Here is a 24,870-nt window from a genome sequence, read left to right on the forward strand (position 1 = left end):
TGGGGCTGCTATTATGGATTCTATCCTAATAGGCAGCCCCATTGGTTCTTTTTCCCATCTAGGACTTTCCTCTTAAATAATTGGTAATTGTTACCGATATAGTTATCGTAGGAAAAAATACAACTTTGGGAGCGCATAAGGTACGAAAAAAGGAATTACTAGACAGCTGGGAATAATTATTATTGGCGTTTTTTTAATTTCCCTAATTATTACTTCTATATCAAACTATTGGGTAACCTACCAGAACACTTATGAAGCAGCTGGTATTGAAGCAGTAGGTTGTGCCAATATTACTACCGGATTAATTGATCCAAATGACTTGGAAGACTTAGCAAATGGAGATTCAAATAAAAATATCCAATTACAACAATCCATTAATTGGACAATCGACCATAAGCATATCTTTGAAAACCAATATATTATTTCTTTAGATGGTACCATTCTTGTCGCCGATCAAAACTTAGAAAACCAAGGGATATTTGCAGGTGATAATTTCTATCTCGATAAAGAATTGGTTCAGTCCATCATCGAAACAAAGGAACCGGCTTATTCTGAAATTTATGAAGCTGGTGGAATGAAGCGATTAACTGGGTATGCTCCAGTATTTAAAGACCATGACCCAACAAAAGAAATAATTGCGCTTAACGCAATTGATTTTAATGCTGATATTGTCACAGAACGCACGTTAAATTCTGTAAAGGATAGCGTATTATTAGGACTTATTCCCTTAATTATTGCTTGTATTATTACAATTTTTATTATTGGAAGAAAGACAAAACCTCTTCAGTCACTTATCGAATATGCTAAACATATTGCTAATGGTGACTTAACTGTTCAAAAACTACAAGTTAAGAACAAGGATGAAATAGGACTTTTAGCAGAAACCTTAAACCAAATGGCTGAAAATCTTAGACTTGTGATTAAGGAGTTCAACTCAAGTGTTGAACATGTTGCAAATTCTACTAATGAATTAGTAGCCAATATAGAACAGACTAATGAAGCTTCTGAGGAAATAGCAGCAACAATGGAAGAACTATCATCAGGCGTAGATACACAAGTACAAACTATTGAAGAGACTTCAGAAACTATTCATGATTTGTCAAATGGTATACAGCAGATAGCAACGAATGCACAAAATGTTTCTAATACAGCTATAGAGGCTTATGACAACGCATCAAAAGGAAAAGAAGCAAGTACTTTAGCAGTAAAACAGATGAATGAAATTAAGTACACGGTAAATGGGTTATCCGATGTCATTAAAGGACTTGGAGAACGTTCTAAGGAGATTAACCATATTATCGACATTATTTCAGAAATAGCAGAACAAACTAATCTATTATCATTAAATGCTTCCATCGAGGCAGCTAGAGCTGGAGAACATGGCCAAGGATTTGCTGTGGTTGCAAATGAAGTGAAAAAATTAGCGGAGCAATCTGCTGATTCTGCATTAAAAATCTCTGGTTTAATTAAATCCATCCAAGATGAAACCGGAACAGCAATAACCTCTATGCAGACTGCTAATAATGAGGTAAATACTGGTATCGGTGTTGTCACAGAAGTAGGAACTTCATTTGAACAATTAAATAGTTATATTCAACATGTAAGTATGCAAATACAAGAAGTTTCCACTGCTGTTCAACAAATGACAAAAGGCTCTCAGGAAATTGTTGATTCAATGAATCATATAACTGGAATATCCCAAACAGCTTCAGGAAACTCACAAGAAGTTTCCGCTAGAACGGAACAACAGGTAGAAATAATGAATCAAGTAAATGAAGCAATTAACAATCTTTCCAAAGTGGCAGAAAACTCCAAGAAAATAATTCACAAATTTAAAGTCTAATTTTTCTCACTACCTCATACGCTTGCAACTCAGTGGTATAAGGTAGTTTTTTATACTATAATTACTTTTTGTAACTAAATAATAAATTGCAATCCTTGTAGTTGCAATTGACATAAAGTCATGATAAGATTAATAACGTTGAATTCAAATATATTGAATTAAAGATAAACCATTTAGGATTATTTCTTAAGTGTCCCAATCTTAATTCAGCTAATAAACACAACTCAGAGGAGGAATTTATTATGTTAAGAATTGCTATTGTGCAAGGTAGTGTGCGCGAAGGACGTAACGGTGCTGCTGTTGCAGACTGGACTTTAAACTTCGCTAACAATCGTAATGATGAAGGGGTAGAATATGAGCTAGTGGATCTTGCTGAATACGATTTAGCTTTCTTAGGTTCTAAAGCATCTCAAACAGAAGAAGCTCAAGCTGCTGCAAAAGCTTGGTCTGAAAAAATGGCTTCATTTGATGGCTATGTTTTCATTACTCCTGAATACAATCACGCTGTTGGGGGCGCATTGAAAAATGCTTTAGATTACTTAAATCCTGAAGTAAACAACAAAGCTGCAGGTTTTGTAGGTTACGGAAGTCTTGGCGGTACTCGTGCTCATGAAAACCTTCGTTTAATCTTAGGTGAACTTCAAGTTGCTGACGTTCGTACTGCTGTTACATTCTCACTAATGGCTGACTTTGAAAACTTCTCTGTATTCAAACCTGCTGATTACCATGCTGATAATGCTAACGGAATGTTAGATCAAGTTGTTGCTTGGAGCCGTGCTTTAAAAACAGTACGTTAATTGATTATTATAGTGCCGGAAAACTGTACGCTATACAGTTCCGGCACTTTTTACTTTATTTGCTAACCAGATTGTATTTAATAGTGAAATCCCAGTTCTAATGGCGCTTACTAGGTAAATTTGCTTTATTTCCCCCACCTTGTTTCTTTCGATTAAATTCATCCTTCCTTTTTCTTTCATTAAATTTTGTAACAAAGGTAGACGTATCTTCCATAGTTTACAACTCCTATAACTTTTTCACTTAGTATATCCATGTATAGAAGAACTATGTAAAAATCATGTAGCGAAACCCTGCCCTATTATTTTTTCGAAATAAAAAAGAGCTCTATTTAAAACAGAGCCCTTTCCATTATTAAAATATATCTAGCAAATCTAGCACAGTCTTTTTCTTCTTTTTCTTATAACCGTATGGACCATATTTCGGGTCATAATCCTTATGATATTCCTTTTTGTATTCAGGATGTTTGCGAAACTCACGTTCATAGGAATCGAATGTTTCTTCATAATACTTTTGCTCTTCCTTTAGACCAGCGGTGATCTTTTCTAATTCACCACGGTCTAGCCACACACCTTTACAGTTTGGACAAATATCAATTAAAACACTTTCTTTCTGAACTTCTTTCGTTCTTACGTTATCACAAACTGGACAGTTCATACTATGCTTCCTCCACTTCGACTAAATCTTCTTTTACGATTTGTATTTGTTTTAGTGTTCTACCATCTACTTCTAATACTTTAAAAAGAAGGTTATCCTTTTCTAGCATATCACCTTGCTGTGGGAATTGATTGAATTCCGTTAGTAGGTAACCTGAAAGAACATCTTCCTCCTCTGGAATGTCTGTGTTAAATATGGAGTTTAATCGGTGAAGAGTAATCTTACCGTCACAGATAATTTCCGTATCGGTTAACTTCTCTACAAGTTTTTCGCTTTCTAAATCCATCTCATCTTCAATCTCTAAGCCAATCATCGCTTCGATAATATCCTCATGTGTCAAGATACCCTCCGTTCCACCATACTCATCTAGCACGATAGCGAGATGTTTTCGATCACGTGTCATTTGACGAAAGACCATTTCTATTGAATGGAATTCAAAGAACACCATTGGATCTAAATCACAATATTCTTCTAATCTCTTTTCCGGTTCGATTGACCAACTTAAGAGATACTTCGAATGGAAAACGCCAATAATATTATCAATATCATCATCATAAACAGGATATCTAGTATATTGGTTCTGAATCACAATATCACGAACTTCCTCGTAGGTTGCATCATGTGGTACAGCAACGATATCAATACGTGGTGTTTTTAAAACATCCTTCACATCTAAATCTTGGAAGTCTAGAACACCTTTAATACGGAAAGACTCTTCTCGTTTAAAGGTCCCCTCCGTACCAGCAATATCTACCATTACTCTTAACTCTTCCTTCGATATGGATATATTGTCTTCATCATTCTTTGATAGTAGCTTTATTATTAAACCAGTCATGCCATTTAACAGAAATGTTAAAGGCTTAAAGATAATAGTAAAAAATCGAATTACTGGATATACAATATATGCAATTTTATCTGCAAACGCAGCAGCAATTGACTTTGGTAGCACCTCTGAAAACACAATAATCGTAATCGTCAACACTGCCGAAGCTATTGCAACATTCACACCGTATTCTAATGCTACCATTGTTACAAGAGTTGGCAAGAGTATATTAGCGATATTGTTCCCAATTAAAATTGTCGTTATAAATTCACTTGGTTTTGATACCAAGTCCAATAATTTTTCAGATTTTTTATCATTATTGCTTGCTTTTGTTTGTAACTTCATCTTATTAGCTGCGGTAAGCGCAGTCTCACTTCCAGAAAAGAAAAAGGATACAAACAATAATATGATGATCGCAATGATCACTAGATAGTTCCCCCTTAAAAATTTCAATCCATTTATATTAAATGATTACTTTTATTTTTTGTTATTTAGAACATAGATTATAAAAATGTGTTTACATTATACTTTAGATAAGTCTTCCTAACCAACTATACAAGGGTGTTTCCAATACAACATCCTTTTTACAAGTGTTCAATAAATAGGCGAACTACATCTGCTCCACCTACAAAGGTACCGATTGAGCTCCCTAAATTGGCAAAAATTACAACTAAAAGAACACGGGTTACTTTATTATTCCAAAAGCCTTTTAAACTATGAACATCATCTGATAATTTCTCAAAGTCGTTCACATTTGGCCTTTTAAAATACGCTTGGACAAATCCGGCAAACCAACCTGCTGCAAGAAAAGGCTCTAGTGATGTAATTGGTGCTGCGATAAATGCTGTAACTACTGCTAAAGGATGTCCAAATGCAATTAGTGTTCCTAACGCTGATAATGAACCATTCCATAGCACCCAGCTAATAATTTGTGCCATACCAGCTTCAGCATTAGTCATAAAGGTAAAAACAATTAAAGAAATAATAAAAATTGGAATGGACCAACCAATAATTTTGGGAATTTTTGATTTAGGTGGGAGCTTTGATAATTGCTCTAGATTATGATCCTGTTTAATTTGCTCCTTAATTCCAGGTACATGAGCCGCACCTAATACCGCAACAACCTTATCACCCGGTGCTTCTTTTATCTTTTGTGCAAGATATTGGTCTCGCTCATCAATTAGAGGCTTTTTTAATTTTGGAAATTCATCCGTAAACTCCTGTAGCATGGAATCAATCATATCTTGAGACTTCATCTTCTCTAGTTCTTCTTCGGAAATCGTTTCTTTTGTAAAAATACTAGCAATAACCTGTGCTAATAACATTGCTTTTCCTTTTAATCCGATTCCTCTCCAAATTCGAGAAAATGTGGTTTGTATATTACGATCTGCCAAAACAAGATTAGCATCTATTTCCTTTGCCGATTCAATCCCTTGAATCATTTCTTGGCCAGGATTAATGCCAAACTGGTTTGCCATCCGTTTTTGGAATGAGGATATAGCAAGATTCATTAATAACAATGTTGCTTTTCGATCTTTTATTATTTGAAAGATATCCGTTTCCTTCCATTTCTTTCCTTCCGTAATGGATTTATACCGTTGTTCATCTAATTCTATACATACAGAATCAGGTTTTTCTGCTTCGATTACTTGTTTTACTTGTTCGGCACTATTCTTTGATACATGTGCTGTACCGATTAAGATGATCTCTTTGCCATTTATATCTAAACGGGATATGTTTTCTTCCGACATATGGTACCTTCCTTTTATATGTATATAGATATAATAATAAACTAGTTTCGTATAAATTTGAATAATTTTAATATATTATAGAAAAAAACGCACCCTGGTTATAGGGGAACGTTCTTCCTAATAGTAAATCTTACTTTCCTATCACGCCCACAGCCCGAATACACTTTTCTTTCCATGGCGGCTGGTAAGCCTACCCTCCATGGGAATATTCGTGTATTCGGGCCGCTCTACGCAAATATTTAAATTGAATTTCTTCACTAAAATATTCTTCAAAGGCTACTTACTACTTAACTATTTCTGTCATTGGTAAGTAATTCATGCGCCATCTGTTCCATTGTATTTCGCGTGTTTGTCTTGGTAGGAATTGCCTTATATCATCAACGTGGAATCCTACTTGTAACCTTTTTTCATCTAACATAATTGGGCTTCTTAAAAGCCTTGGGTGTTTATGAATTAGTTCTAATAAGCCTTGTAGTGGAAGGGAATCAATATCTACATTCAGCTCTTTATACACTTTGGACCTTGTAGAAATAATTTCTTCCGTTCCTTCCACTGTTCTACTGAGAATATGTTGTAATTCTGGGACAGTTAATGGTTCTTTTAATATATTTCGTTCAACATAATCGATATTATTCTTCTTAAACCATTCTTTTGCTTTTCTGGTTGACGAGCATGCGGCACCATAAATCTTAACAGACATTACCATTCCCCATTTCCTTCTAATTTCAAAAGCTTAACGAGTTATTTTTTAACATGGTCTTTAAAGTATTCTATAAAATGCATTGGAGAGGTCTTCACAGTGTATGAATAAACGCCACGAGTCGTATGTAAGTAAAGAAGCCCTGCTCCTTCACCGCCTATTTGACGATAAGACATATCGAGCACTTCTTGGATGGGAAATTCACGATGGAAACTCGTAACTTTATCCTTGTATAAACTTAGACAGCGTTTGTGCTCCATATCGACTTGCTCTAGGCTATTAACTATACGCTCGACCTTTATATATTCCTGTTTTGCTAATATATCCACCAAATCCCTCCAAGCCTAAAACTTATTCATCCATCAAACGATTCTCTTCTTCTAGGAATCTGATAAAGTGATTCATTGCAAATCCAGGTTGCTCTTTCACATTCTTGATATATCGTTCTTTTACTGTCTCCGTCACAACATCACTTTTTTTAATACGTTTAACAATAAACGCTTCACTCACTTTGAGTATTTCTTTACGTTGATGCTTTGCCTCTTTTGATAACGCAAAACCAAATGCTCCCATTACTGCGTATAAAATAAGAGCTACAGTTGTTCTTGTATCTGGCATGATAACCAGCATAAAGAATAGACTTATTAATGAAAAGGCGATTAATGGAAATGCCCAAAATGAATACTTAGAAACTTTTTTTATGAAAGGATAAATGGTATCGTTCAACTTATCCACTTCTTTTTTTATAAAGCTTGGCATATCAGTCATTGGAAGATTCATGTTTATCCCACCTTTAGTTAATTTTCTCTTTCCCTGAAAATCATAATATATTTAACAAGCTCAAGTACGGCAATCATGGTACTAGCTACATAGGTTAGAGCCGCTGCATTTAACACTTTGGCTACTCCTCTTTCTTCTTGGTTTGTAATCATACCAAGCTCTAGTAATTTATTTCTAGCACGACTTGAAGCATCAAATTCTACTGGTAATGTTACTAATTGAAATATCACTGCCGCCGAGAATAGGAGGATACCAATTCCAATTAAGTTTCCTAAATTAAGCAAGAATCCAGCAATTAATAAAAATGGTGCCATTTGTGAACCAATATTCGTAAATGGAACAAGCTTATGTCTGAGTACCAACATCGAATAGTGATTAGCATGTTGAATTGCATGACCCACCTCGTGTGCCGCAACGGAAAGTGACGAAATAGAATTCCCTCGATAAACTGGCTCAGATAACCGAATTACTTTAGCCGTTGGGTCATAATGATCTGATAATACTCCTCTTCTAGAAAGCTCAATCCTTACATCGGAAAGCCCCTCACTATCCAAAATTCTTCTTGCTACCTCTACCCCTGTCATTCCAGAAGATGCTGTATACGTAGAACCCTTCCGGAAGTTACTTTTTACTTTCGCTTGTGCTAACATGGCAATTCCAAAAGCGATAAGTATTAAAAAATCCATTGGATGAAAGAACATGTCAGATCCCCCTGGTGTCTGTTATTTCTATATCTAAGGCTTGACAATATCCTCCCAGATTTATACATTAAATTATCTCCTTATAGTTATATACGAAATAACTTTGTGTTTTGTTGCACATATTGAAAAATAATTTATTTTTTCTGGGTGTAATATGATTATAAAAAATTAATATGAACTGAATATGAACTAAGAAGACTACGAACAAAAAATTGTTCGTAGTCTTCTTCTTACTGACTTAATGGGATATTCACTGTAAAAGTAGAACCCTGTCCTTCAATACTATCAACAGTAATACTAAATTTATGGATGTTTATAATCTTCTTAACTATGGATAAACCTAATCCATTTCCTTCAACTGACCTGTTTCTTGAACGGTCCACTTTATAAAATCGTCCAAATAAATTGGGAAGCGCTTCTTTCGGAATTCCAATACCAAAATCTCTAACACTTACCTTAATCTGACTGGAGGTAATTCGAATAACAATCTCTATAGTTCCTTCCTCGTCTGTATATTTTATGGCATTTGTAATTAAATTTAACCAAACCTGCTCCATCAAATCTTTATCCGCATATATTTCTACAGGTTCAATGTTTAAATGCATATCAATTTTCTTTTTATTCCACATTGGTTCTGTAGTTAAGACTGAATTTCGTATTTGTTCATCTAAACGATAGGACAATGGATTATACGGATGGTGTTCGGAATCTAGTGAGGCAATTCGTAATAAGTTATCACTTAAACGAGACATTCGCTCAATTTCCTGATAAATAATATGCAAGTATTCTTTCTGATTATCTTTTGGTACAACATCATCCATTATTGCCTTTGTAAATCCCTTTATAGAGGTAAGTGGGGATTGTATTTCATGCGAAACATTACTTACAAAGTCGGCTCGCATCGAATCAATCTTCTCTATTTCTGCTGTCATATGGTTAAAACTATCAATTAATTCCCCAACCTCATCTTGATTCTTGCGGTTCGTTTTTTCTACACGTACAGAAAAATCACCTTTTGCGATTTTACGTGCTGCATTAGTCAATTTTCTAATTGGGTTAACTAAGTAAGTAGAGGCTAGTAAAATTAATATACTACCGATAAATAAAACAATTAATAGTGAGATAAAAATCCCCTGTTGGATATCCTCAAACTCATCTTCATAATCAATACGAGTAATCAAGGCATATTTTCCACTAGATAGCATGATTGGTACACCAATAATTCTTGCTGATTTATTATGCCTGTCCACTTTTACTACCGGATCATCAAATGAGTGTCTTAATATCTCCTCTACATCCTCTATTTTAATAGGAATCGATGTATTACCTTGCTTTTCATAAATTACATTTCTTCCATCCGTAATCAGTACATCAAAGTCCATATCATCAAAGTTTTTCACTAATTTTGGGATACTCTCTGGGCCTGTCATTTGAATAACTTCTGCCAAACCAATTGAAATTGTCGATAATTCTTCCCTAAACACTTTTTCCTGATTTAATGAGAAAGGTGTTAAAAAGTAGGACAATAAAATACTGACAATAACGACACCAATAAAGGTACCCACAATTTTTAAGTAGAGACTTCTAACCATGACTTTCCTCCAGCCGATACCCTAATCCTCTTACCGTCGTTATTGCAATATCCTCAAAATCCTCTAGTTGTTCACGCAAACGTTTTATATGTACATCGACCGTTCGCTCATCTCCTTCATAATCATATCCCCAAATTTTTTCAATCAACTGATTACGTGTAAATATCTTCCCTGGAGAGCTTGCAAGTACAAATAACAGCTCACATTCCTTCTTCTTTAAGGAGATAATCTTTTCTTCTGCTTGAACTAGAAGCCTTTCCTTATCAATAGTAATGGAACCCACCTTAACCTTTTCTTCCACGCTAATATTGTATCGTTTTAATAGTGCCTCCACTCGCAAAATCAATTCAACCGGATCAAAAGGTTTTACTAAGTAATCGTCTGTCCCCGCACGGAATCCCTTAACCTTATCTTGTGATTCTCCTTTAGCAGTTACCATTAAAATAGGAATATCTAAAAAAGACCGAATATCCTCTGTAAGCTCATAACCATCAATTCTAGGCATCATAACATCTACAATTGCCAAATCAATGGTATGTTTTCCAAGAAGCTCTAATGCTTCCTCCCCATCAGCTGCTTCAATCACATGATAATGACTATTTTCTAAATATAGCCTAATTAATTTTCGGATATGTGCATCATCATCAACTACGAGTACCGTATTCATATTCCATCACTTCCTACTATTTTCTAATTTTAGTGTAGCGCAGGTTAAAGAAACCGTAAAACTAGAAACCCTTATTTTATTGGAAAGGCTCTTATTACCTTGTTTTTTTGTATAGTAATTAATCGTGTGATCTGCCCTGAGTTGAAGGGTTAAACAAATGACGAGAGAGTAAAACATTTCAGGATAGAGTCTCACATGTCTTTTTCCACTATGGTTGGGGTTGAAATATCCCAAGCGTGTCACGCGCATCATTTCACGTAACGGTTAGAACTAATATTCCTATGTCACCGGATAGTTTGTAAAAACTTCCTAACTGCCAAAAATAATCATCAATATTTTCCCAAAAAGAACTAATACTATGACCAAACAAAAAAAGGAGTGATTTCTTTTATGAAAGGGAAATTAGTTAAACTATTTATTGCGTTCTTTGTAGTTATTGTCCTTACTGCTTGTAACAATGATGATGCAGGTAGTGATAATGATAATAATAGTAACAATGGTAATGACAACATTTCTAGTATGAGTACCGATCAATCAAGTAATGACTACCCGCATACACAACCAATTAAAACTCAGGATGCTAAGTATAAATTCACACCACAGCAGGGGAAAAATGAACAACCTGGTGGTGATAATGTTCCAAATACGAATAATATCACGAATAAACAACAAGCTACACCACAGCAACAGCAGCAAAAGCCACAACAAGCCCAGCAGCAAACTGAGAATCACGGGCTTAGCCAATTTGAAAGTGATGTAGTGGCATTAACCAATAAAGAAAGAACGCAAGCAGGCCTTTCTACATTACAAGTCGATACTAAACTAAGTCAGGTTGCCAGAGAGAAATCAAATGACATGCAAAAAAATGGGTATTTTTCACATACGAGCCCTACCTATGGCTCTCCCTTCGATATGATGCGTGACTTTGGTATTACGTATCGTTCGGCAGGTGAGAATATTGCACAAGGACAATCTTCACCCGCAGAAGTTGTTCAAGCATGGATGAATAGTCAAGGACATCGTGAAAATATATTAAATGCAAACTTTACCCATATTGGTGTCGGCTATAACACACAAGGAAAGCAATGGACACAGATGTTTATTACAAAGTGATGATTTAACGCCATGAATCTTTTTCATGGCGTTTATTTATTAGTAACTCTACCGTCGGTTGAATTTTAAAACGAATCCCTATTCAACTAATGGTTGATAGTCGAGCGAACCCTCCTGTGCTATTCTCTAATTAACAGCGCGCACTGTATAATTTATCATGGAGGTTTCACCAGTATGTTAAATAGTCAATTAATCGGATCATATATTTCTAAACTTAGAAAAGAGCAAGATTTAACCCAAGTTGAATTAGCGGACAAATTAAACGTTAGCCACCAGGCTGTATCTAAATGGGAAAAAGGGGATTCCATACCGGATGTGGGTACGTTAGTATTACTAGCAGATGAATTTAATATTTCAGTTGACGGTATTTTAAATGGTGGTAAAAAAGATGATAAATCGTTTAAAAATGTTGGACCAATTGTTTATAGCATTGCTAAGAAGGATACCAATAAAGCTGCGGAATTATTGAATAAAGGAGATTCCGGGTTAGATGATCTTATCTCCATTGCCCCAGTACTTAAAACAAGTTCATTAGATAGTGTAACGAAGAATCTAGATGATACGAAGCTTTCCATCCAACATATCGTTCAGTTAGCTCCATTCTTAAGTGAAAATTCTCTCGAGGAACTGTTTAATAAGTTTACTAACGATGATTCGTATTCCATTAAAGACATTATTCATCTTGCTCCATTTTTAAAAAGCGAGCTAATATCAAAGCTTCTAATGAAAAAAAGAGATTTATTAAGCATCGGTGACATCGCACAACTCGGTCCATTTATTGGTGAGGATATGGATGAAATTATTAAAGATATTCCTTTAAAAGATATCCGCTGGGAATTTATTATGGGACTTGCACCTTTTGTATCGATTGATGTATTAAAGTCACTTGTAGATAAAGCGCTGGATAAGGAAATTTCCTTTAATAAAATTATTGCTGTTGCTCCCTTTCTTGACCAAGACACAACTGATGAACTTGCATTACGCATCAGTAATCAAAAGGCGGAAAGTCACCATTTGTCTGCATTAGCACCTTTTGTCAGTAAGTACACACTAGGGGAAATTGCAAAGTCCGTTGATATTGATGACCACACTTTAATTGCTATCGCACCATTCCTTGGCCAAAAAGAACTCGGTACGTTAATAGAGGACTCTAATTTAGACGGTTTAGCCCCGGGCACTATAGCTAACCTTGCACCATTTCTTAATCAAGAAAGTTTAGTTAAAATAATTACAAAGATTAAGAGCTAATTTTTTGAGCCACTTCAATATGAAAAGTTAATCCCGCACATTTCATGCGGGATTAACTCATTGACTTTATAATACCGAATTAGATTTTTCCTTTTTCCTTTGTTATCACATGGAGACAAATTGCAGTAAAGATAATACCACTGATTAAATTGCCAATAGTAACAGGAATTTGATTCCATAACCACCAGTCTCCGAATGATATATCCGCCCCTAACATCATCGCTGCAGGTATAACAAACATATTAACAACTGCGTGTTCGAATCCTTGTGCGAAGAATATAAAAACTGGAATCCACATTGCAGCGATTTTCCCAATGGTTGCTTGGGATGTAAATGCCATAACTGCCCCCATAGTTACCATCCAATTACATAATAGTGCCTTTACAAAAACAACAATATAACCATCGCCACCATACCCCTTATAATCAAGGGTTTTGCTTTCAGCAACTGCGATAATTTTATCGATTACAGGTGCATCAAAAGTATGTCCAAATTTGGTAATGGCGATGAAGAATAGCACAGCATAAAAAACACTTCCAATTAAGTTCCCAATAAAAGCCCAAGTAAAGTTGCGTAATATCTTTGGTGTTGTTGTGAGCCCCCTGAACCGAGCAATAGGCAGCATCGCAAATGATCCCGTTACTAGTTCAAGGTTTAATAGTAATATGATTACAAATCCAGTTGGAAAAATAATCGCTCCGACGATATCCAGTCCTGTCTGGGTAGAAGCTTGGTATGCTAGGGTAGTGGCATAACCCAAAAATGCACCAGACAAAAACCCTTTAATTAAAATATGTAGTACGGATAAACTTGCCTTCTTCTCGGCAGCAATAGCAATTGATTGAACAACTTCATTTGGTTTAACATAATCCATTTATTTTCCTCCCCAAAAGGAAATTTTCATTCATTTTATATGTGGGAGTACTAATCACCTGTGAAAAATGTCACATAAAGGTGATGAAAATGCTGCTATGTATAGAAGTGTTCGAAATAAAGTCAAAAATATGCCCTCGTCTGTTTCACTGGTAACAGTTCTATAATTTGGGATTGAGATAGTTGGGGCAAATTCGAATCAGATTTAGAATTAGGGAAAGTTCTGAAAAACCTTTAAAACCAAGTAGATAGACTAGAAGAAAAAATCGAATCCCTCCATTTTAAAATAGATAAGTAGGTATATTTGACCTTTTTACAAGCTATGACTAATGAACGATTACCATGAGCCTGTTTTAGGCTACAATGGAAGTATGCATGGTGAGTCGTTAGGGTGGGATTTTCACTCCCCTCTGGATCCATTTTATTGGTGAAAGGAGGGGTGCCTTTGGAGAATTTAGTAATATCAATTTTGATGTTACTAGTTGCAGCGGGTTCATTTTTGATTTCTTTGCTGGAGTTCGTAAGGCGGTTAATTGACGACAAGATTAACAAAAAGTGAACCCCCACCCGTGACGGCTAAATCACTATAGGGTGAGGGTTCTTCTGTTCATTTTTCATTTGTAAGGTGTTCAGAGGGGATTCCACGCCTGAACTTCCAACCATGCGGGGCCGGGGGTGTTCGGTAACATCCTCGGTTCATTTTATGCTAATTTAGGTCTCATTATACCTACTACTTCCCCTCATGTCTACACCATTCAATCTATTCCTTATTGCTTTTCTATCCGGTCCTTTATTTGTATATAATTATCAGATTATTTGTGCTACAATTTTTTTAGAATAACTCACATTCGTTCGTCCTTTAACGATTGTGTTAGTTTTTCTTATGTCGGCGGAAAGCTTTTATACTTTCCTATCTACGTAAAATATATTTCAAGGGGCGAAAAAAATATGATGAATAACTTTGAAACCGTCCTAACCAATTACTATCAGGCTTGGAATGAAGGCTTCCAAACAAAGGATGCGACTAGATTTAGAGAGTTTATGTCTAAAAGTTTCACTGGATACTGGGCATTTTCTGGAATAGAAAAACCAGAAGTATATGATTATCACTACGATATTGTCTCCGTTTTAAACCAATATGATGAAAGTACATATAAGGAGTTTGATGTAGTTTCTTCTACGGAACGAAAAAACGGAGAAAACTATCTTGTTTTCGGAACAGAAACCAGTATGATTTCCGGACAATCTCATCAGGCTAAATGCATGTATGTGTGGGGGATGGAAAACGGGGATTGGAAGTTAATAAGGGAATATACTGAGATGGGGAACTAGAAAAAGGGTGATTATTTGAAGGTTATTAAATGCATTTTTCTTGTTGGTATTTTAACTTTACTTTCTGCCTGTAATATGGAAGCTATGAGTGATGCTGAGGTTTTAACAATTACCCCTGATTCTAAATCTAGCACTATTGAAACATTTGAAATGCTAAACTTAGGTACATTATTAGATTTTGAATACAAATGGGAACAGGCAGATAAAACTTATTTACATATTTGGGCTGAGGGTTACCAAAATGGGGAATTGGTCAAACCAAAATTAGCCGAGCACATCTATGGACTTCACCCTACCGAAGAGGGAGAGGAAGGCAGTTTAAGACTAGGATTTATTGAAACCAATGAAGGACCATTTGTGGTTTTAGGTACAACTAATTCTATAGGAACTCCACAAAAACTCAATTTAGAATTACTCGAAGAACAAGTGGGAAGAACTTGGGATTATGCTATCCACGAAAAAGTTTCTGCTAATCTTAATGAAACGATTATTCTTGCCGGCTATAGGGAGACATCTGAAAATATATTGAAATCTGGTTATGATTACCAAGATGAGGAAGAAGTTCAAAGCATGATCAATAAATATGATAACTTAATCTTGTTTAAGATAAAGGTAGTGGAAGACATTGAATAAATTAGACCAAGCCATTGCCCTAAGAAAACAGAAAAAATTAAATGAATCCAATGCTCTTATGTTAGAACTAGTTGATCTCTATCCAAATGATCCGCTAATTAACTATCAATGCGCATGGAGTTTTGATGTATTAGGGGAGGAAGCGAAGGCAGTTCCTTATTATGAGAAAGCAATTGAGTTAGGATTAGCTGGCGATGAGTTAGAAGGAGCACTTCTCGGATTAGGTAGTACATATCGAACATTAGGGAAATACGAAAATTCAAAAAGAGTTTTTGAAAAAGGCCTAGAGCTGTTTCCAAACAATCATGCTTTACACGTGTTTTACGCAATGACACTATACAACCTAAAGAAACATAATCATTCAATGGAATTATTATTAAAAGCATTAGTTGACACAACCGCAGATGAAGATATTTTAAAATATGAGAAGGCAATACGTTTTTATGCTAATAAGTTAGATAAAGTATGGTAGCAAAGCACTAGGAGTGTAAAGAAACTGCATTCCAAGTGCTTTTTTGTCATATTATTCTATAATTGTTGAATATATAATTCTAATAATATAGAATAACAATAAAGAAAATTGAGGTGATACATATGGATATTTTAAATTTTACTAGTCGAAAAAGATCTACTTACCAAATTCAATTTGAATACTCTCTCTTATGGGAATGTGCTTTAGGAATAGCTGCTATCACGAACACTCCCATTATTAACACCCTTGAAAAGCCGTTAGAGTATTGGAATACCATAAAGGAAAATTTATCCACAGCGTTATTAAAAGAGTTGGATTATGTTGAAAAGAACAATACCTGGAAGACGCTCCTTCAGTTGCTTCATAAGAAAAAATTTAATGATCTTACGGAGTTTTCTACCTATATTCATGAACTTCCTGAAAGTGACTTAAAATTTATCAGCTTACCTTTCATTGGCCATGAGTTTCAGGAATTGAGAAATAATGCTGCCCTAGGAAATGTGTCAGCAATTACCGAAATGAAAAACAAAACGAAAGATAATCCCTTTTTCCCCCAGTACATTGATTACATTTGCACAGTGAACCTATCTTATCTTAGAGAACATCTCATAAACGTCATGGGGGGGTGGTATGAAGCTGTAATCAAGAAGGATTCTGAAGAGTTGTCTATCATGTTACGTACAGACTTTGAAATGAAAAAGAATATGCTAGAAAAGCTGGATCCCGAAGCACTAGTTGAATGGGCAACTGGAGGGGTTAGCTATAAGCCCGAACCTAGTGTCAGTAAGGTATTATTAATCCCGCAATATATCTATCGACCTTGGAATATCGAAGCAGATATAGAGGATACAAAAGTATTCTATTATCCTATTTCCAATGAAAGTATTTCCCCAGAAGATAGATATATGCCTAATAACTTTTTAGTATTAAAGTATAAAGCTTTAGGGGACGAAGCTCGGATGAAGATAGTAAAATTACTATTTGAACAGGAACGTACTCTACAAGAAATTACAGACCGTGTGAAGCTTGGTAAATCTACAGTCCACCACCATCTTAAGATTCTCCGCTCTGCAAAGTTAGTGGAAATAGTAGATTCAAAGTACTCGTTAAAAAAGCTGACAATCAGGTTTTTAGCAGAGGAACTTAATCTCTATTTGAAAAAGTAAGGGGAATACATGGTGATTAATAATTATGGTTTTCGATCGATATGGATTAGCAATGCCACCTCCGAACTAGGAGGGGCATTGTTTACGGCTTGTAATTCCATTTTAATTTATCAACTCACTGGTTCAGCCACGGCACTTGGTTCAGTCTGGCTTATTTACTACATTCCATCCTTTATTATGCAGTTGTTTATTGGACCATATATTGACCGCTTTAGTCGAAAGTGGATCATGATTAGTTGCCAGCTAGTCCGGATGATTTTAGCTTTGACCTTGTTGTTATGTCTATTTTTAGATGCCTTTACCATTGCCTTTCTATATATTGTACAAGTTATTGTTGGTGTGATTATGCCTATTTTCATTCCGGCTAATCAAGCAATTTTACCAACTGTTATCAAAAAAGAGTATCTTACGAAAGCAAATGCCTCTATCGATAGCACTCGCCAAGTAATGGTTATTATGGGACCTGTCATTTCTGGGTTTTTGTTTGATTATTTAGCCATAGAATGGGTTCTTATCATCATCGGAGTTGCCTTTCTATTAAGTTCCATTATGTTACTTATGGTAGATGAAGACTATCAAAAATCTGACTTAAGGAACCCATGGATTCATGAGTTTCAAGAAGGAATACATACTTATTTTAAACATAGATTAATTGTTTGGCTCGGGGTGTTTTTTGGCTTTGTTCACTTTGGCGTTGGGGTGACCATTGTTACTACACTTCCTTTTATTACTACTATTTTGGATCAGTCTATATCTGCATATGGATTATTTATGGCTGGCTTTCCGATTGGCTATTTAATCGGTGCCTTCATCAAGCAAAGACTGAGTAATTTAGAGGGATTAGGAATTCTCTTCACAGCACTATTCATTGGTGGTTGTACGTATCTTTCCTTAGGCGTTACACCTTGGTATCTACTTGCGGTTGTTACAGAAATCGTTGCGGGTATCGTTATTGCCATATTCAACATCTATAATATAACGCTTATTCAGCGAGTCATACCGAACCATTTAATGGGAAAGGTTACTTCGGTACGATTATTAATTATGCGAACGATGCTGCCTCTTGGTATTTTATTTGCAACGGTTACCGTTCCGTTTGTTTCTATCCGCATTCTGTATTTAGTAATTGGTAGTGTAATCTGTTTTACCGCTACATACGGTTACTTTTACCTGAGGAAGAAAAACGTGATGGCTATATCATAATATTATGTTAAAAGTTTTCAAAATTATGGTAATGTTTATTTAGACATATTTGTAAGGGGAGATTAAATTGTTAGTTAAAAACATCGAAATAACAAAGGAAGTTCTGACTCAGTGGGATAAGCAATTATTGCCAAACTATGATATCTACTTTATTCCTGAGACCCATGAGTCCCTTATTAAAGAGTTCGGTAGAAATGCACTTATTTTACCAACAAATGATTTTTACAATAACACTGTTCTGTACACAATGGATGTTATTAACAGCTATAGAATCTGGCAAATTGATAAAAGTAAGCTAAAATATGTTTGCATTTCTCATCCCAGTGTTATTACGTCACTGCACAAGACCATTCGTGACGAAATTTTCAATGTACAAAAAGAAGTGAATAATGGTTTAGTTTTTGAATGGAACAGTATGGAAGATCTATTGGATGCTTCTATCCTGAAAGTTATAGAACCAATACTTGAACCGTTTATTTTTGAAGATGATTCTAATCAATGGCTTTCTATTCAGCAGTCATTATGGGGACAATTAAATCAGGAAGTACGTAATGGGTTTCTATTAAACTTTGCGAAAGGCTTTATTGATGAAGTCGCAGTAGATGAACTGACTTTGCAGGACCTTAAAGATAAATATGCATACCTTGCTCCCTACTTTAATTCCTTCGGTGTGAAGAGTGGAGCGAATTGCTTTTCTGCCACAGTTGCAGCGATATCTGGCGAAGATGCAGAAATAGATTGGATTATTTCTAATTGGGTTTTTGAAGAAACCCTGTTAACCTCATTCGAAGCTAACCAATATAAGAAATTTTCTTTTGAAGTGAACAGCTTACAACCTGGGGATGTGCTTGTGTGGAAGAACGAAACGGGTAATATTCATCATGCATGCTTCCATATGGGCGATGGATACTTCTTTAATAAACATGGACAAACCTTTTTTAATCCATGGCAGGTGCTGACATTGGAGAATCTTTATGAGGCTTGGGGGAAAAAAAGCATAGATTTATATAGGAAAACGAATGTTTAAAGATAAGGGCTTTATGAGCTCTTATTTTTATTTTAATTTTACGTGCGATAATTAATATGGTTATGACGTCTAAATAGATAGATAGAAAAACAGAGGGGTCGTTTTGTTATGGATAATGAAAGGCTAATCACCGATTAGTTTTACCAATACAGTGATGAAATATACAACTTCTTCATCTATCGAGTTGGAGAAACTGATGTTGATGACTTAGTTCAAGAAGTATTTATTAGGGCGATGAACGGATTAACTGGTTTCCAAGAAAATTCGAGTCCAAAAACATGGCTGTATAGCATTGCTAAAAACATAGCCATTGATGAGATCCGGAGAAGAAACCGTAAAAAGTGGAAATCCATTATTCCATTTACCTCACACCACGAACCAAGTACAGAAGAAACTCCGGAGCAGCTACTTCATCTTAATGAGGAGAATAAAGAACTTTACGAGGCAATACTTTCTTTAAAGTCTGGCTATAAGGAAGTATTAATTTTACGTGGAATCAATCAGTTTTCCGTGAAAGAAACAGCTGATATTTTAGGTTGGAGCGAACATAAAGTACGTTCCACTTATCATCGTTCGAAACAGGCCTTGAAGAAAAGATTAGGAGGAAGTTTCCATGAGTAATGATAAATTGGGAAATAGGCTAGCATCTATGCCAAAGGCTAATCTTACATCTGAAAAGAAAGAGAAAATGCTGTATGCTATTACGCAACAAAAAGATAAGAAACAAGGAAAAAACAGTTTAAAAAAGACAACCGGATGGATAGCACCTCTTGGTGGAGTTATCATGGTAGCATTCTTGGTACTAATTATTGTAATCCCAAACTTTAAAGACAGTCCACAAGCATTCTTAGCGGAAGAGCAACTTCATGATATTCAAAAGTTAGAAAAATTTAGTGGCATGATTCAACTTCCAACTTATGCGCCATTTACTGTCGGAGAAGTGTATTATGACGAGCTTTTTGTAAATGGCATTGATGATATAATTGAGGGGAATGCAGAATTTATTCAACCGCAAATCACTTACTATTCAAGTGATGGACCAGAAAAACTATTAACTATATCTATGATTAATACGGCTCATGACCACCTTTATACTAAAGTAGGTGACGGCGATTATAATGAGATTGTGGATTTTGGTAATGGATTAAAAGCGGAATACTATACCCCAAGTGACGAAATATCCCACTTTTCTTGGATAGAACGGGATATGTTCATTAGCCTTAGTGTTGTGTCACCGGAAAGTGAACCTATACCACTAGAGGAAGTCATTAAAATTGCAGAATCCTTTGAGTTGTATGAAGTAAACTCAGAAGATCAATGATTTGTATTTACCATAAAGAAATGGCCATGGATACTCTCCATGGCCATTCAGCTATTCCCCAGTTTCATCACGAACTCGTCTAGACACTTGCTATTTATTTCGTTCCAAATGTGGGGTGGGGTAATCTAATTTGACTAATTCCCTTCTGGAAACCTATTTTGGTGAAAGGAGGGGATGTTTATGGAGATTGAATTAGTATTGTTAATGTTAACGGTACTTTTCGCAGCTGGGGCATTTTTGTTAAAGCTGATAGACTTCATTAGACAATTAGTAAAAAGACTTTACTGATAAACGATAAACCCCACCCTTTTGACGTCTAAATCAAAATAAGGATGGGGTTCTTTCAGCTTTTTGTCCAGAGGGAATTCCATCTGAACATCTATAATCATGCTAACCGGGAATGTTCCAGCATTCTCGGTTATTTTATTCGTATTACTTATCTACTTTTATTATAGATAATATTATAGAGTATGTCCTACGAGCTTCTTCTAATATACAAATTGTCTATCTACATTTTAACCATATCAAGCGTATTTAATATTACTTCTTTATAAATATTACAATTAATATACATGTCCAATCATTTACTTCCCAGTTTCCGCAAAACGCTGAATACGTTCCCCAATTTCATCGCGAACCCGCTCGAACACTTCCCATTTTTCCTCGTTCGTACCTTCTGCCTTTGCCGGATCATCAAATCCCCAATGTTCTCTTTTTACATGGGCTGGTGTCATTGGACAACGATCTGCAGCATCTCCACAAAGCGTAACTGCCATCGTGGCGTTATTTAAGTATTCGCTATCAATCATCTCTGATTTTTGATTGGAAATATCAATTCCCACTTCGTTCATAGCTTTCACTGCATTCGGGTTTAAACCATGCGCTTCAATTCCAGCACTTCTAACTTCCCATTCATCACCCAGAAGTTTTTTTGCCCACCCTTCTGCCATTTGACTTCTGCAAGAATTACCTGTGCATAGGAAATACATTGTTTTTTTAGCCATGATTATTCTCCTTTATTAAAAGATAGTTAACGTCAAATATAGACCTAATAATGTGATAATTAGGATTGGAATCGTTAGTACTATACCTGTTTTAAAATACGTTCCCCAAGAGATTTTGACTCCCTTTTGAGACAAAACATGAAGCCATAATAAGGTCGCTAAGGAACCAATTGGTGTTATCTTCGGACCTAAGTCAGAACCGATAACATTCGCATACACTAATGCTTCTCGAATAACTCCGGTCGTATCTGTCTCTGCGATTGCAATTGCATCAATCATCACAGTCGGCATGTTATTCATTATGGATGATAGTATCGCCGCAATGAATCCCATGGATACTGTTGCAACGAACAACCCTTGTTCTGCAGCAAGTTGGATCAGGTTAGCTAAAAGATCTGTTAATCCTGCATTTCGTAATCCAAATACAACGACATACATTCCGATGGAAAAGAACACAATATTCCATGGAGCTCCCTTAATTACGGACATAGTATTGACTACTTCACTTCTTCTAGCAATCATCAAGAAGAATATTGCAATCACACCAGCAACAATAGACACTGGCAGATTAATAAATTCGCTAACAAAATAACCAATTAATAGAACACTAAGTACATACCAAGAAATAGTAAACATATGTTTATCTCTTATGGCTTCAGATGGCTCCTTCAACTGAGATATATCATAGTTCCTCGGAATACTTTTTCTGAAGTAAATTAATAAGACACTGATTGTCGCAACTAGTGAGAAGATATTTGGAATGATCATTCTCGTTGCATATTCTACAAATCCAATTTGAAAGAAATCAGCAGATACAATATTGACTAAGTTACTGACGATAAGTGGTAAGGATGTTGTATCGGCAATAAATCCACTCGCCATAATAAATGGGAAAACCATTTTTTCTTTAAAATCCAAGTTCCGAACCATCGCAAGAACAATCGGTGTAAGTATTAGTGCAGCTCCATCATTAGCAAAAAACGCAGCTACGATTGCTCCAAGGACACTTACATAGACAAACATTTTAATTCCATTACCTTTAGCAGCCCTAGCCATATGCAAGGATGCCCATTCAAAAAAGCCGATTTCATCTAATATCAGTGATATAAGGATAATTGCAACAAATGCTAACGTGGCATTCCACACAATTCCTGTTACTTCCATTACATCTTGAAAATCAACGACACCCACTAGTAGTGCCAGGATAGCCCCACCACAGGCAGACCATCCGATATTTAATCCTTTTGGCTGCCAAATTACCAATACTAGGGTGACCAAAAAGATAAGTATTGCTAGTATTACCGTTACTGACAAAGTCGCTCCCCCTTAGGTTAACAACAAGAAATCCGTGTTCCTTGTTCTTCTAATTCTTTTAATTTATCATCTTGACTAGGTAGTTGCTCTAGAATTTGCTGAATAAATGGGTAATACTCATTCCTTTTATTAATCGAGTAAAAGATCCACTGCCCTCTCCGCTCTTCTTTCACCAACCCTAAGTCTCTTAATTTACGCAGGTGTTGACTGATAGCTGGTTGGCTTGTTTTAAAAATTTCCACAAGTTCACATACACAACAATCATGCTTATCCAATATTTTCATCATGGTTAAGCGAGTTTTGTCACCAAATAATTTGAAGATTGTTGCCGCTTTTTCTATTTCAATGGTTATTTTTTGCATAGCTTTTTCACCGCCTAATAGATTCCTTTATCACTATATAATTATTTACTTATATATTGCAATAAATTTTACTTGTCTATTTTAGCTTCTTACAACAAAGAAAAACTAACACAGTCGCTCGTTCCATAGCGATTATGTTAGCTTTTTAACTCAGGTTATGTACCTAAAACCCTTGAAAGTCCCCGAAAATTGGTTGTAATAAAGAATTGATCAGTGTAAATTTATCAAAAAACAGAATAATACCCATTACTATCATAATTCCGCCGCCAACCTTCATGAAGATACCTGTATATTTCTTCACCCATTTGAATTTAGTAATGAAAAATGCCATTAAGAGAAATGGAATACTAAAACCCAAAATATAAGCGGACATATACCAGATTCCCATTGATGGGTTAGCACCTACAAGCGCTAATGTAGCAGCTAATATTGGGCCCATACATGGTGTCCAACCTACCGCAAAGGCTAATCCAATTACCATTGTACCGACATACCCAGTCGGTTTATTTTGGACATTAAGTTTATGATCCTTCATCAAAAACTTAGGCTGGAATACGCCAAGTGTAATTAACCCGAAAAATACAATTAATATTGCTCCAAGTTGCCTAATTAAATCTCCATATTGAAAGTACCAGGTTTCTATTAACGTTGCGCTTCCCGTTGATCCTAATCCCAATACTATATAAATGATTGAAAATCCTATTAAAAAGAAAATCGTATGAGTTATAGCCTTTCGTTGCCCCTTCAATTTACCATCTTGTATCTCCGTTACACTCATCCCTGTAATATAGGATAAAAACGCTGGATATAACGGAAACACACAAGGAGAAACAAAGGATAAAATACCTGCACTAAATGCTAATAAAATAGAAATATCTGCCTGCATTATGAAAACCTCAGCTCTCTAATAATTTAAAGTTCTCCAAATAAATACTAACACAGTTCGACTCATTAAAAAGGTTTTCAATTGAAAGTACATACTTTTGACACCATTACAACCGTCTGCATGTTGAACAGAAAGGTCTACAATTATATTTATCATTGTTAAACAACATGTACCCATGATGTAATATCATGGGTACATGTTATAATTTCTATTTTTCAACCTCTAACAACATTATCTCTTAAACACCCGGTCCCCATCATACGAATAAACCGTCAACTTATCATCCACATACGTCTCCATAAAAACCTTTCTACCCCATAATTGATAAATATAAGGCAACACATTTTCTAAATAGTGTAGGTCAAGCTCTGTCCCTTCATATCCATGCACCATGTATAATTCTCCATTACGCATGTAATCCCCATCCACGACTGTAATAAATGGAAATCCTCCATTTACGCGCATCGATACTAACTGGTCGCGGATATTTTCATAGTCTTTATCAGAAATCCGGTAATAAGGACCTTGTTTTTCAAAAAGATACATATCCTCTTGTTCTACCAAGTCCTTAGTAAGGTAATTTCGAATAAAGGAGATGTCGGATTCA

Annotated in this window: 28 protein-coding genes and 1 pseudogene; 13 read left to right on the top strand and 16 right to left on the bottom strand. The window is 35.5% G+C overall.

Translation table 11 applies throughout. The features are described 5' to 3' along the window. Positions 1-319 precede the first annotated feature (319 nt). Both K332_RS0113685 and K332_RS0113690 read left to right on the top strand, forming a co-directional pair. Positions 320-1,843 (top strand): methyl-accepting chemotaxis protein, encoded by a 1,524-nt coding sequence (locus K332_RS0113685; protein ID WP_245604684.1) that lies wholly within the window; start codon positions 320-322, stop codon positions 1,841-1,843. Between the two features lie 242 nt (positions 1,844-2,085). Then, positions 2,086-2,640: an NADPH-dependent FMN reductase gene (locus K332_RS0113690; RefSeq protein WP_026907971.1), complete on the top strand. Its 555-nt coding sequence runs from the start codon at positions 2,086-2,088 to the stop codon at positions 2,638-2,640. A 97-nt stretch (positions 2,641-2,737) separates the two neighbouring features. Here K332_RS0113690 and K332_RS23670 read toward each other — a convergent pair whose 3' ends face one another. From K332_RS23670 to K332_RS0113740, 10 genes are all read right to left on the bottom strand, one after another. Next, complete coding sequence (locus tag K332_RS23670) at positions 2,738-2,854, bottom strand: DUF4023 family protein (RefSeq protein ID WP_084287993.1); 117 nt, start codon at positions 2,852-2,854, stop codon at positions 2,738-2,740. Positions 2,855-2,992: 138 nt separating this feature from the next. Next, entirely contained in the window at positions 2,993-3,295 is a 303-nt protein-coding gene (locus K332_RS0113700) for a TFIIB-type zinc ribbon-containing protein (protein ID WP_026907972.1), read from the bottom strand. 1 nt (position 3,296) lies between these two features. Beyond that, complete coding sequence (locus tag K332_RS0113705; RefSeq protein ID WP_026907973.1) at positions 3,297-4,544, bottom strand: hemolysin family protein; 1,248 nt, start codon at positions 4,542-4,544, stop codon at positions 3,297-3,299. A gap of 158 nt (positions 4,545-4,702) precedes the next feature. Then, positions 4,703-5,869, bottom strand: coding sequence for a TraB/GumN family protein (locus tag K332_RS0113710; protein ID WP_026907974.1), 1,167 nt, complete (start codon positions 5,867-5,869; stop codon positions 4,703-4,705). Positions 5,870-6,152: 283 nt separating this feature from the next. After that, positions 6,153-6,569 (bottom strand): Spx/MgsR family RNA polymerase-binding regulatory protein, encoded by a 417-nt coding sequence (locus K332_RS0113715; RefSeq protein WP_026907975.1) that lies wholly within the window; start codon positions 6,567-6,569, stop codon positions 6,153-6,155. 41 nt (positions 6,570-6,610) lie between these two features. Further along, entirely contained in the window at positions 6,611-6,898 is a 288-nt protein-coding gene (locus tag K332_RS0113720; RefSeq protein ID WP_026907976.1) for a hypothetical protein, read from the bottom strand. A 22-nt stretch (positions 6,899-6,920) separates the two neighbouring features. Continuing rightward, the gene (locus K332_RS0113725; RefSeq protein ID WP_026907977.1) at positions 6,921-7,349 is read right to left on the bottom strand and encodes a YwnF family protein; all 429 of its coding nucleotides are present in this window, start codon (positions 7,347-7,349) and stop codon (positions 6,921-6,923) included. Between the two features lie 17 nt (positions 7,350-7,366). After that, positions 7,367-8,050 carry a zinc metallopeptidase gene (locus tag K332_RS0113730; protein WP_026907978.1) on the bottom strand — a complete coding sequence of 228 codons (684 nt, stop codon included), beginning with the start codon at positions 8,048-8,050 and terminating at the stop codon, positions 7,367-7,369. 230 nt (positions 8,051-8,280) lie between these two features. Continuing rightward, complete coding sequence (locus tag K332_RS0113735; protein ID WP_026907979.1) at positions 8,281-9,642, bottom strand: sensor histidine kinase; 1,362 nt, start codon at positions 9,640-9,642, stop codon at positions 8,281-8,283. Next, positions 9,635-10,309 (bottom strand): response regulator transcription factor, encoded by a 675-nt coding sequence (locus K332_RS0113740; RefSeq protein WP_026907980.1) that lies wholly within the window; start codon positions 10,307-10,309, stop codon positions 9,635-9,637. The genes K332_RS0113735 and K332_RS0113740 overlap by 8 nt, the downstream gene beginning before the upstream one ends. A gap of 390 nt (positions 10,310-10,699) precedes the next feature. Between K332_RS0113740 and K332_RS0113745 the strand changes: the two genes are divergently transcribed. Next, positions 10,700-11,422 carry a CAP domain-containing protein gene (locus K332_RS0113745; RefSeq protein WP_026907981.1) on the top strand — a complete coding sequence of 241 codons (723 nt, stop codon included), beginning with the start codon at positions 10,700-10,702 and terminating at the stop codon, positions 11,420-11,422. Between the two features lie 174 nt (positions 11,423-11,596). Beyond that, entirely contained in the window at positions 11,597-12,670 is a 1,074-nt protein-coding gene (locus tag K332_RS23315; RefSeq protein ID WP_051359464.1) for a helix-turn-helix domain-containing protein, read from the top strand. A gap of 79 nt (positions 12,671-12,749) precedes the next feature. Here the strand turns inward: K332_RS23315 and K332_RS22545 are convergent, their stop codons facing one another. Further along, a complete protein-coding gene (locus K332_RS22545) occupies positions 12,750-13,544 on the bottom strand; it encodes a formate/nitrite transporter family protein (protein WP_036688936.1) in 795 nt (264 codons plus the stop codon). Between the two features lie 444 nt (positions 13,545-13,988). On the opposite strand from K332_RS22545, the gene K332_RS24800 reads away from it, so the two are divergent. From K332_RS24800 to K332_RS0113800, 9 genes and pseudogenes are all read left to right on the top strand, one after another. Further along, entirely contained in the window at positions 13,989-14,102 is a 114-nt protein-coding gene (locus tag K332_RS24800) for a putative holin-like toxin (protein WP_342665462.1), read from the top strand. Between the two features lie 389 nt (positions 14,103-14,491). Further along, positions 14,492-14,875, top strand: coding sequence for a DUF4440 domain-containing protein (locus tag K332_RS0113765; protein WP_245604685.1), 384 nt, complete (start codon positions 14,492-14,494; stop codon positions 14,873-14,875). 15 nt (positions 14,876-14,890) lie between these two features. After that, positions 14,891-15,508, top strand: coding sequence for a hypothetical protein (locus tag K332_RS0113770; RefSeq protein WP_026907983.1), 618 nt, complete (start codon positions 14,891-14,893; stop codon positions 15,506-15,508). Next, positions 15,501-15,980 (top strand): tetratricopeptide repeat protein, encoded by a 480-nt coding sequence (locus K332_RS0113775; protein ID WP_026907984.1) that lies wholly within the window; start codon positions 15,501-15,503, stop codon positions 15,978-15,980. The genes K332_RS0113770 and K332_RS0113775 overlap by 8 nt, the downstream gene beginning before the upstream one ends. Positions 15,981-16,102: 122 nt before the next feature. Next, positions 16,103-17,146: an ArsR/SmtB family transcription factor gene (locus K332_RS0113780; protein WP_026907985.1), complete on the top strand. Its 1,044-nt coding sequence runs from the start codon at positions 16,103-16,105 to the stop codon at positions 17,144-17,146. A gap of 12 nt (positions 17,147-17,158) precedes the next feature. Further along, the gene (locus tag K332_RS0113785) at positions 17,159-18,349 is read left to right on the top strand and encodes an MFS transporter (RefSeq protein WP_026907986.1); all 1,191 of its coding nucleotides are present in this window, start codon (positions 17,159-17,161) and stop codon (positions 18,347-18,349) included. Positions 18,350-18,416: 67 nt separating this feature from the next. Continuing rightward, positions 18,417-19,376, top strand: coding sequence for a hypothetical protein (locus K332_RS0113790; RefSeq protein ID WP_026907987.1), 960 nt, complete (start codon positions 18,417-18,419; stop codon positions 19,374-19,376). 156 nt (positions 19,377-19,532) lie between these two features. Then, positions 19,533-19,997: pseudogene (locus tag K332_RS22550) on the top strand (RNA polymerase sigma factor); the annotation flags it as partial. Continuing rightward, positions 19,990-20,697: a hypothetical protein gene (locus K332_RS0113800; protein WP_026907988.1), complete on the top strand. Its 708-nt coding sequence runs from the start codon at positions 19,990-19,992 to the stop codon at positions 20,695-20,697. The pseudogene K332_RS22550 and the gene K332_RS0113800, both read left to right, overlap by 8 nt. 584 nt (positions 20,698-21,281) lie before the next feature. Here the strand turns inward: K332_RS0113800 and arsC are convergent. The 5 genes from arsC to K332_RS0113830 form a co-directional block, all read right to left on the bottom strand. Then, the gene (gene arsC / locus K332_RS0113810; protein ID WP_026907989.1) at positions 21,282-21,701 is read right to left on the bottom strand and encodes an arsenate reductase (thioredoxin); all 420 of its coding nucleotides are present in this window, start codon (positions 21,699-21,701) and stop codon (positions 21,282-21,284) included. Between the two features lie 15 nt (positions 21,702-21,716). Then, complete coding sequence (locus tag K332_RS0113815; RefSeq protein WP_026907990.1) at positions 21,717-23,015, bottom strand: arsenic transporter; 1,299 nt, start codon at positions 23,013-23,015, stop codon at positions 21,717-21,719. Between the two features lie 17 nt (positions 23,016-23,032). Next, positions 23,033-23,377, bottom strand: a complete 345-nt coding sequence (locus K332_RS0113820; RefSeq protein WP_026907991.1) for an ArsR/SmtB family transcription factor — start codon at positions 23,375-23,377, stop codon at positions 23,033-23,035. Between the two features lie 163 nt (positions 23,378-23,540). Next, positions 23,541-24,263, bottom strand: a complete 723-nt coding sequence (locus tag K332_RS0113825) for a cytochrome c biogenesis CcdA family protein (RefSeq protein ID WP_026907992.1) — start codon at positions 24,261-24,263, stop codon at positions 23,541-23,543. A gap of 231 nt (positions 24,264-24,494) precedes the next feature. Beyond that, positions 24,495-24,870: SpoVR family protein (locus K332_RS0113830; protein WP_026907993.1), on the bottom strand; the 376-nt coding region annotated here is incomplete at its 5' end.

It is taken from the genome of Paucisalibacillus globulus DSM 18846, from assembly GCF_000482485.1.
Classification (GTDB): Bacteria; Bacillota; Bacilli; order Bacillales; family Amphibacillaceae; genus Ornithinibacillus; species Ornithinibacillus globulus.

Coding starts and splice junctions, on each gene's coding strand:
- K332_RS0113710 (WP_026907974.1), bottom strand. CDS start 5,869: ATGTCGGAAGAAAACATATCCCGTTTAGATATAAATGGCAAAGAGATC.
- K332_RS23315 (WP_051359464.1), top strand. CDS start 11,597: ATGTTAAATAGTCAATTAATCGGATCATATATTTCTAAACTTAGAAAA.
- K332_RS0113745 (WP_026907981.1), top strand. CDS start 10,700: ATGAAAGGGAAATTAGTTAAACTATTTATTGCGTTCTTTGTAGTTATT.
- K332_RS0113715 (WP_026907975.1), bottom strand. CDS start 6,569: ATGTCTGTTAAGATTTATGGTGCCGCATGCTCGTCAACCAGAAAAGCA.
- K332_RS22545 (WP_036688936.1), bottom strand. CDS start 13,544: ATGGATTATGTTAAACCAAATGAAGTTGTTCAATCAATTGCTATTGCT.
- K332_RS0113820 (WP_026907991.1), bottom strand. CDS start 23,377: ATGCAAAAAATAACCATTGAAATAGAAAAAGCGGCAACAATCTTCAAA.
- K332_RS0113780 (WP_026907985.1), top strand. CDS start 16,103: ATGGATATTTTAAATTTTACTAGTCGAAAAAGATCTACTTACCAAATT.
- K332_RS0113700 (WP_026907972.1), bottom strand. CDS start 3,295: ATGAACTGTCCAGTTTGTGATAACGTAAGAACGAAAGAAGTTCAGAAA.
- arsC (WP_026907989.1), bottom strand. CDS start 21,701: ATGGCTAAAAAAACAATGTATTTCCTATGCACAGGTAATTCTTGCAGA.
- K332_RS0113825 (WP_026907992.1), bottom strand. CDS start 24,263: ATGCAGGCAGATATTTCTATTTTATTAGCATTTAGTGCAGGTATTTTA.
- K332_RS0113730 (WP_026907978.1), bottom strand. CDS start 8,050: ATGTTCTTTCATCCAATGGATTTTTTAATACTTATCGCTTTTGGAATT.
- K332_RS0113740 (WP_026907980.1), bottom strand. CDS start 10,309: ATGAATACGGTACTCGTAGTTGATGATGATGCACATATCCGAAAATTA.
- K332_RS23670 (WP_084287993.1), bottom strand. CDS start 2,854: ATGGAAGATACGTCTACCTTTGTTACAAAATTTAATGAAAGAAAAAGG.
- K332_RS0113765 (WP_245604685.1), top strand. CDS start 14,492: ATGATGAATAACTTTGAAACCGTCCTAACCAATTACTATCAGGCTTGG.
- K332_RS0113735 (WP_026907979.1), bottom strand. CDS start 9,642: ATGGTTAGAAGTCTCTACTTAAAAATTGTGGGTACCTTTATTGGTGTC.
- K332_RS0113690 (WP_026907971.1), top strand. CDS start 2,086: ATGTTAAGAATTGCTATTGTGCAAGGTAGTGTGCGCGAAGGACGTAAC.
- K332_RS0113800 (WP_026907988.1), top strand. CDS start 19,990: ATGAGTAATGATAAATTGGGAAATAGGCTAGCATCTATGCCAAAGGCT.
- K332_RS0113725 (WP_026907977.1), bottom strand. CDS start 7,349: ATGAATCTTCCAATGACTGATATGCCAAGCTTTATAAAAAAAGAAGTG.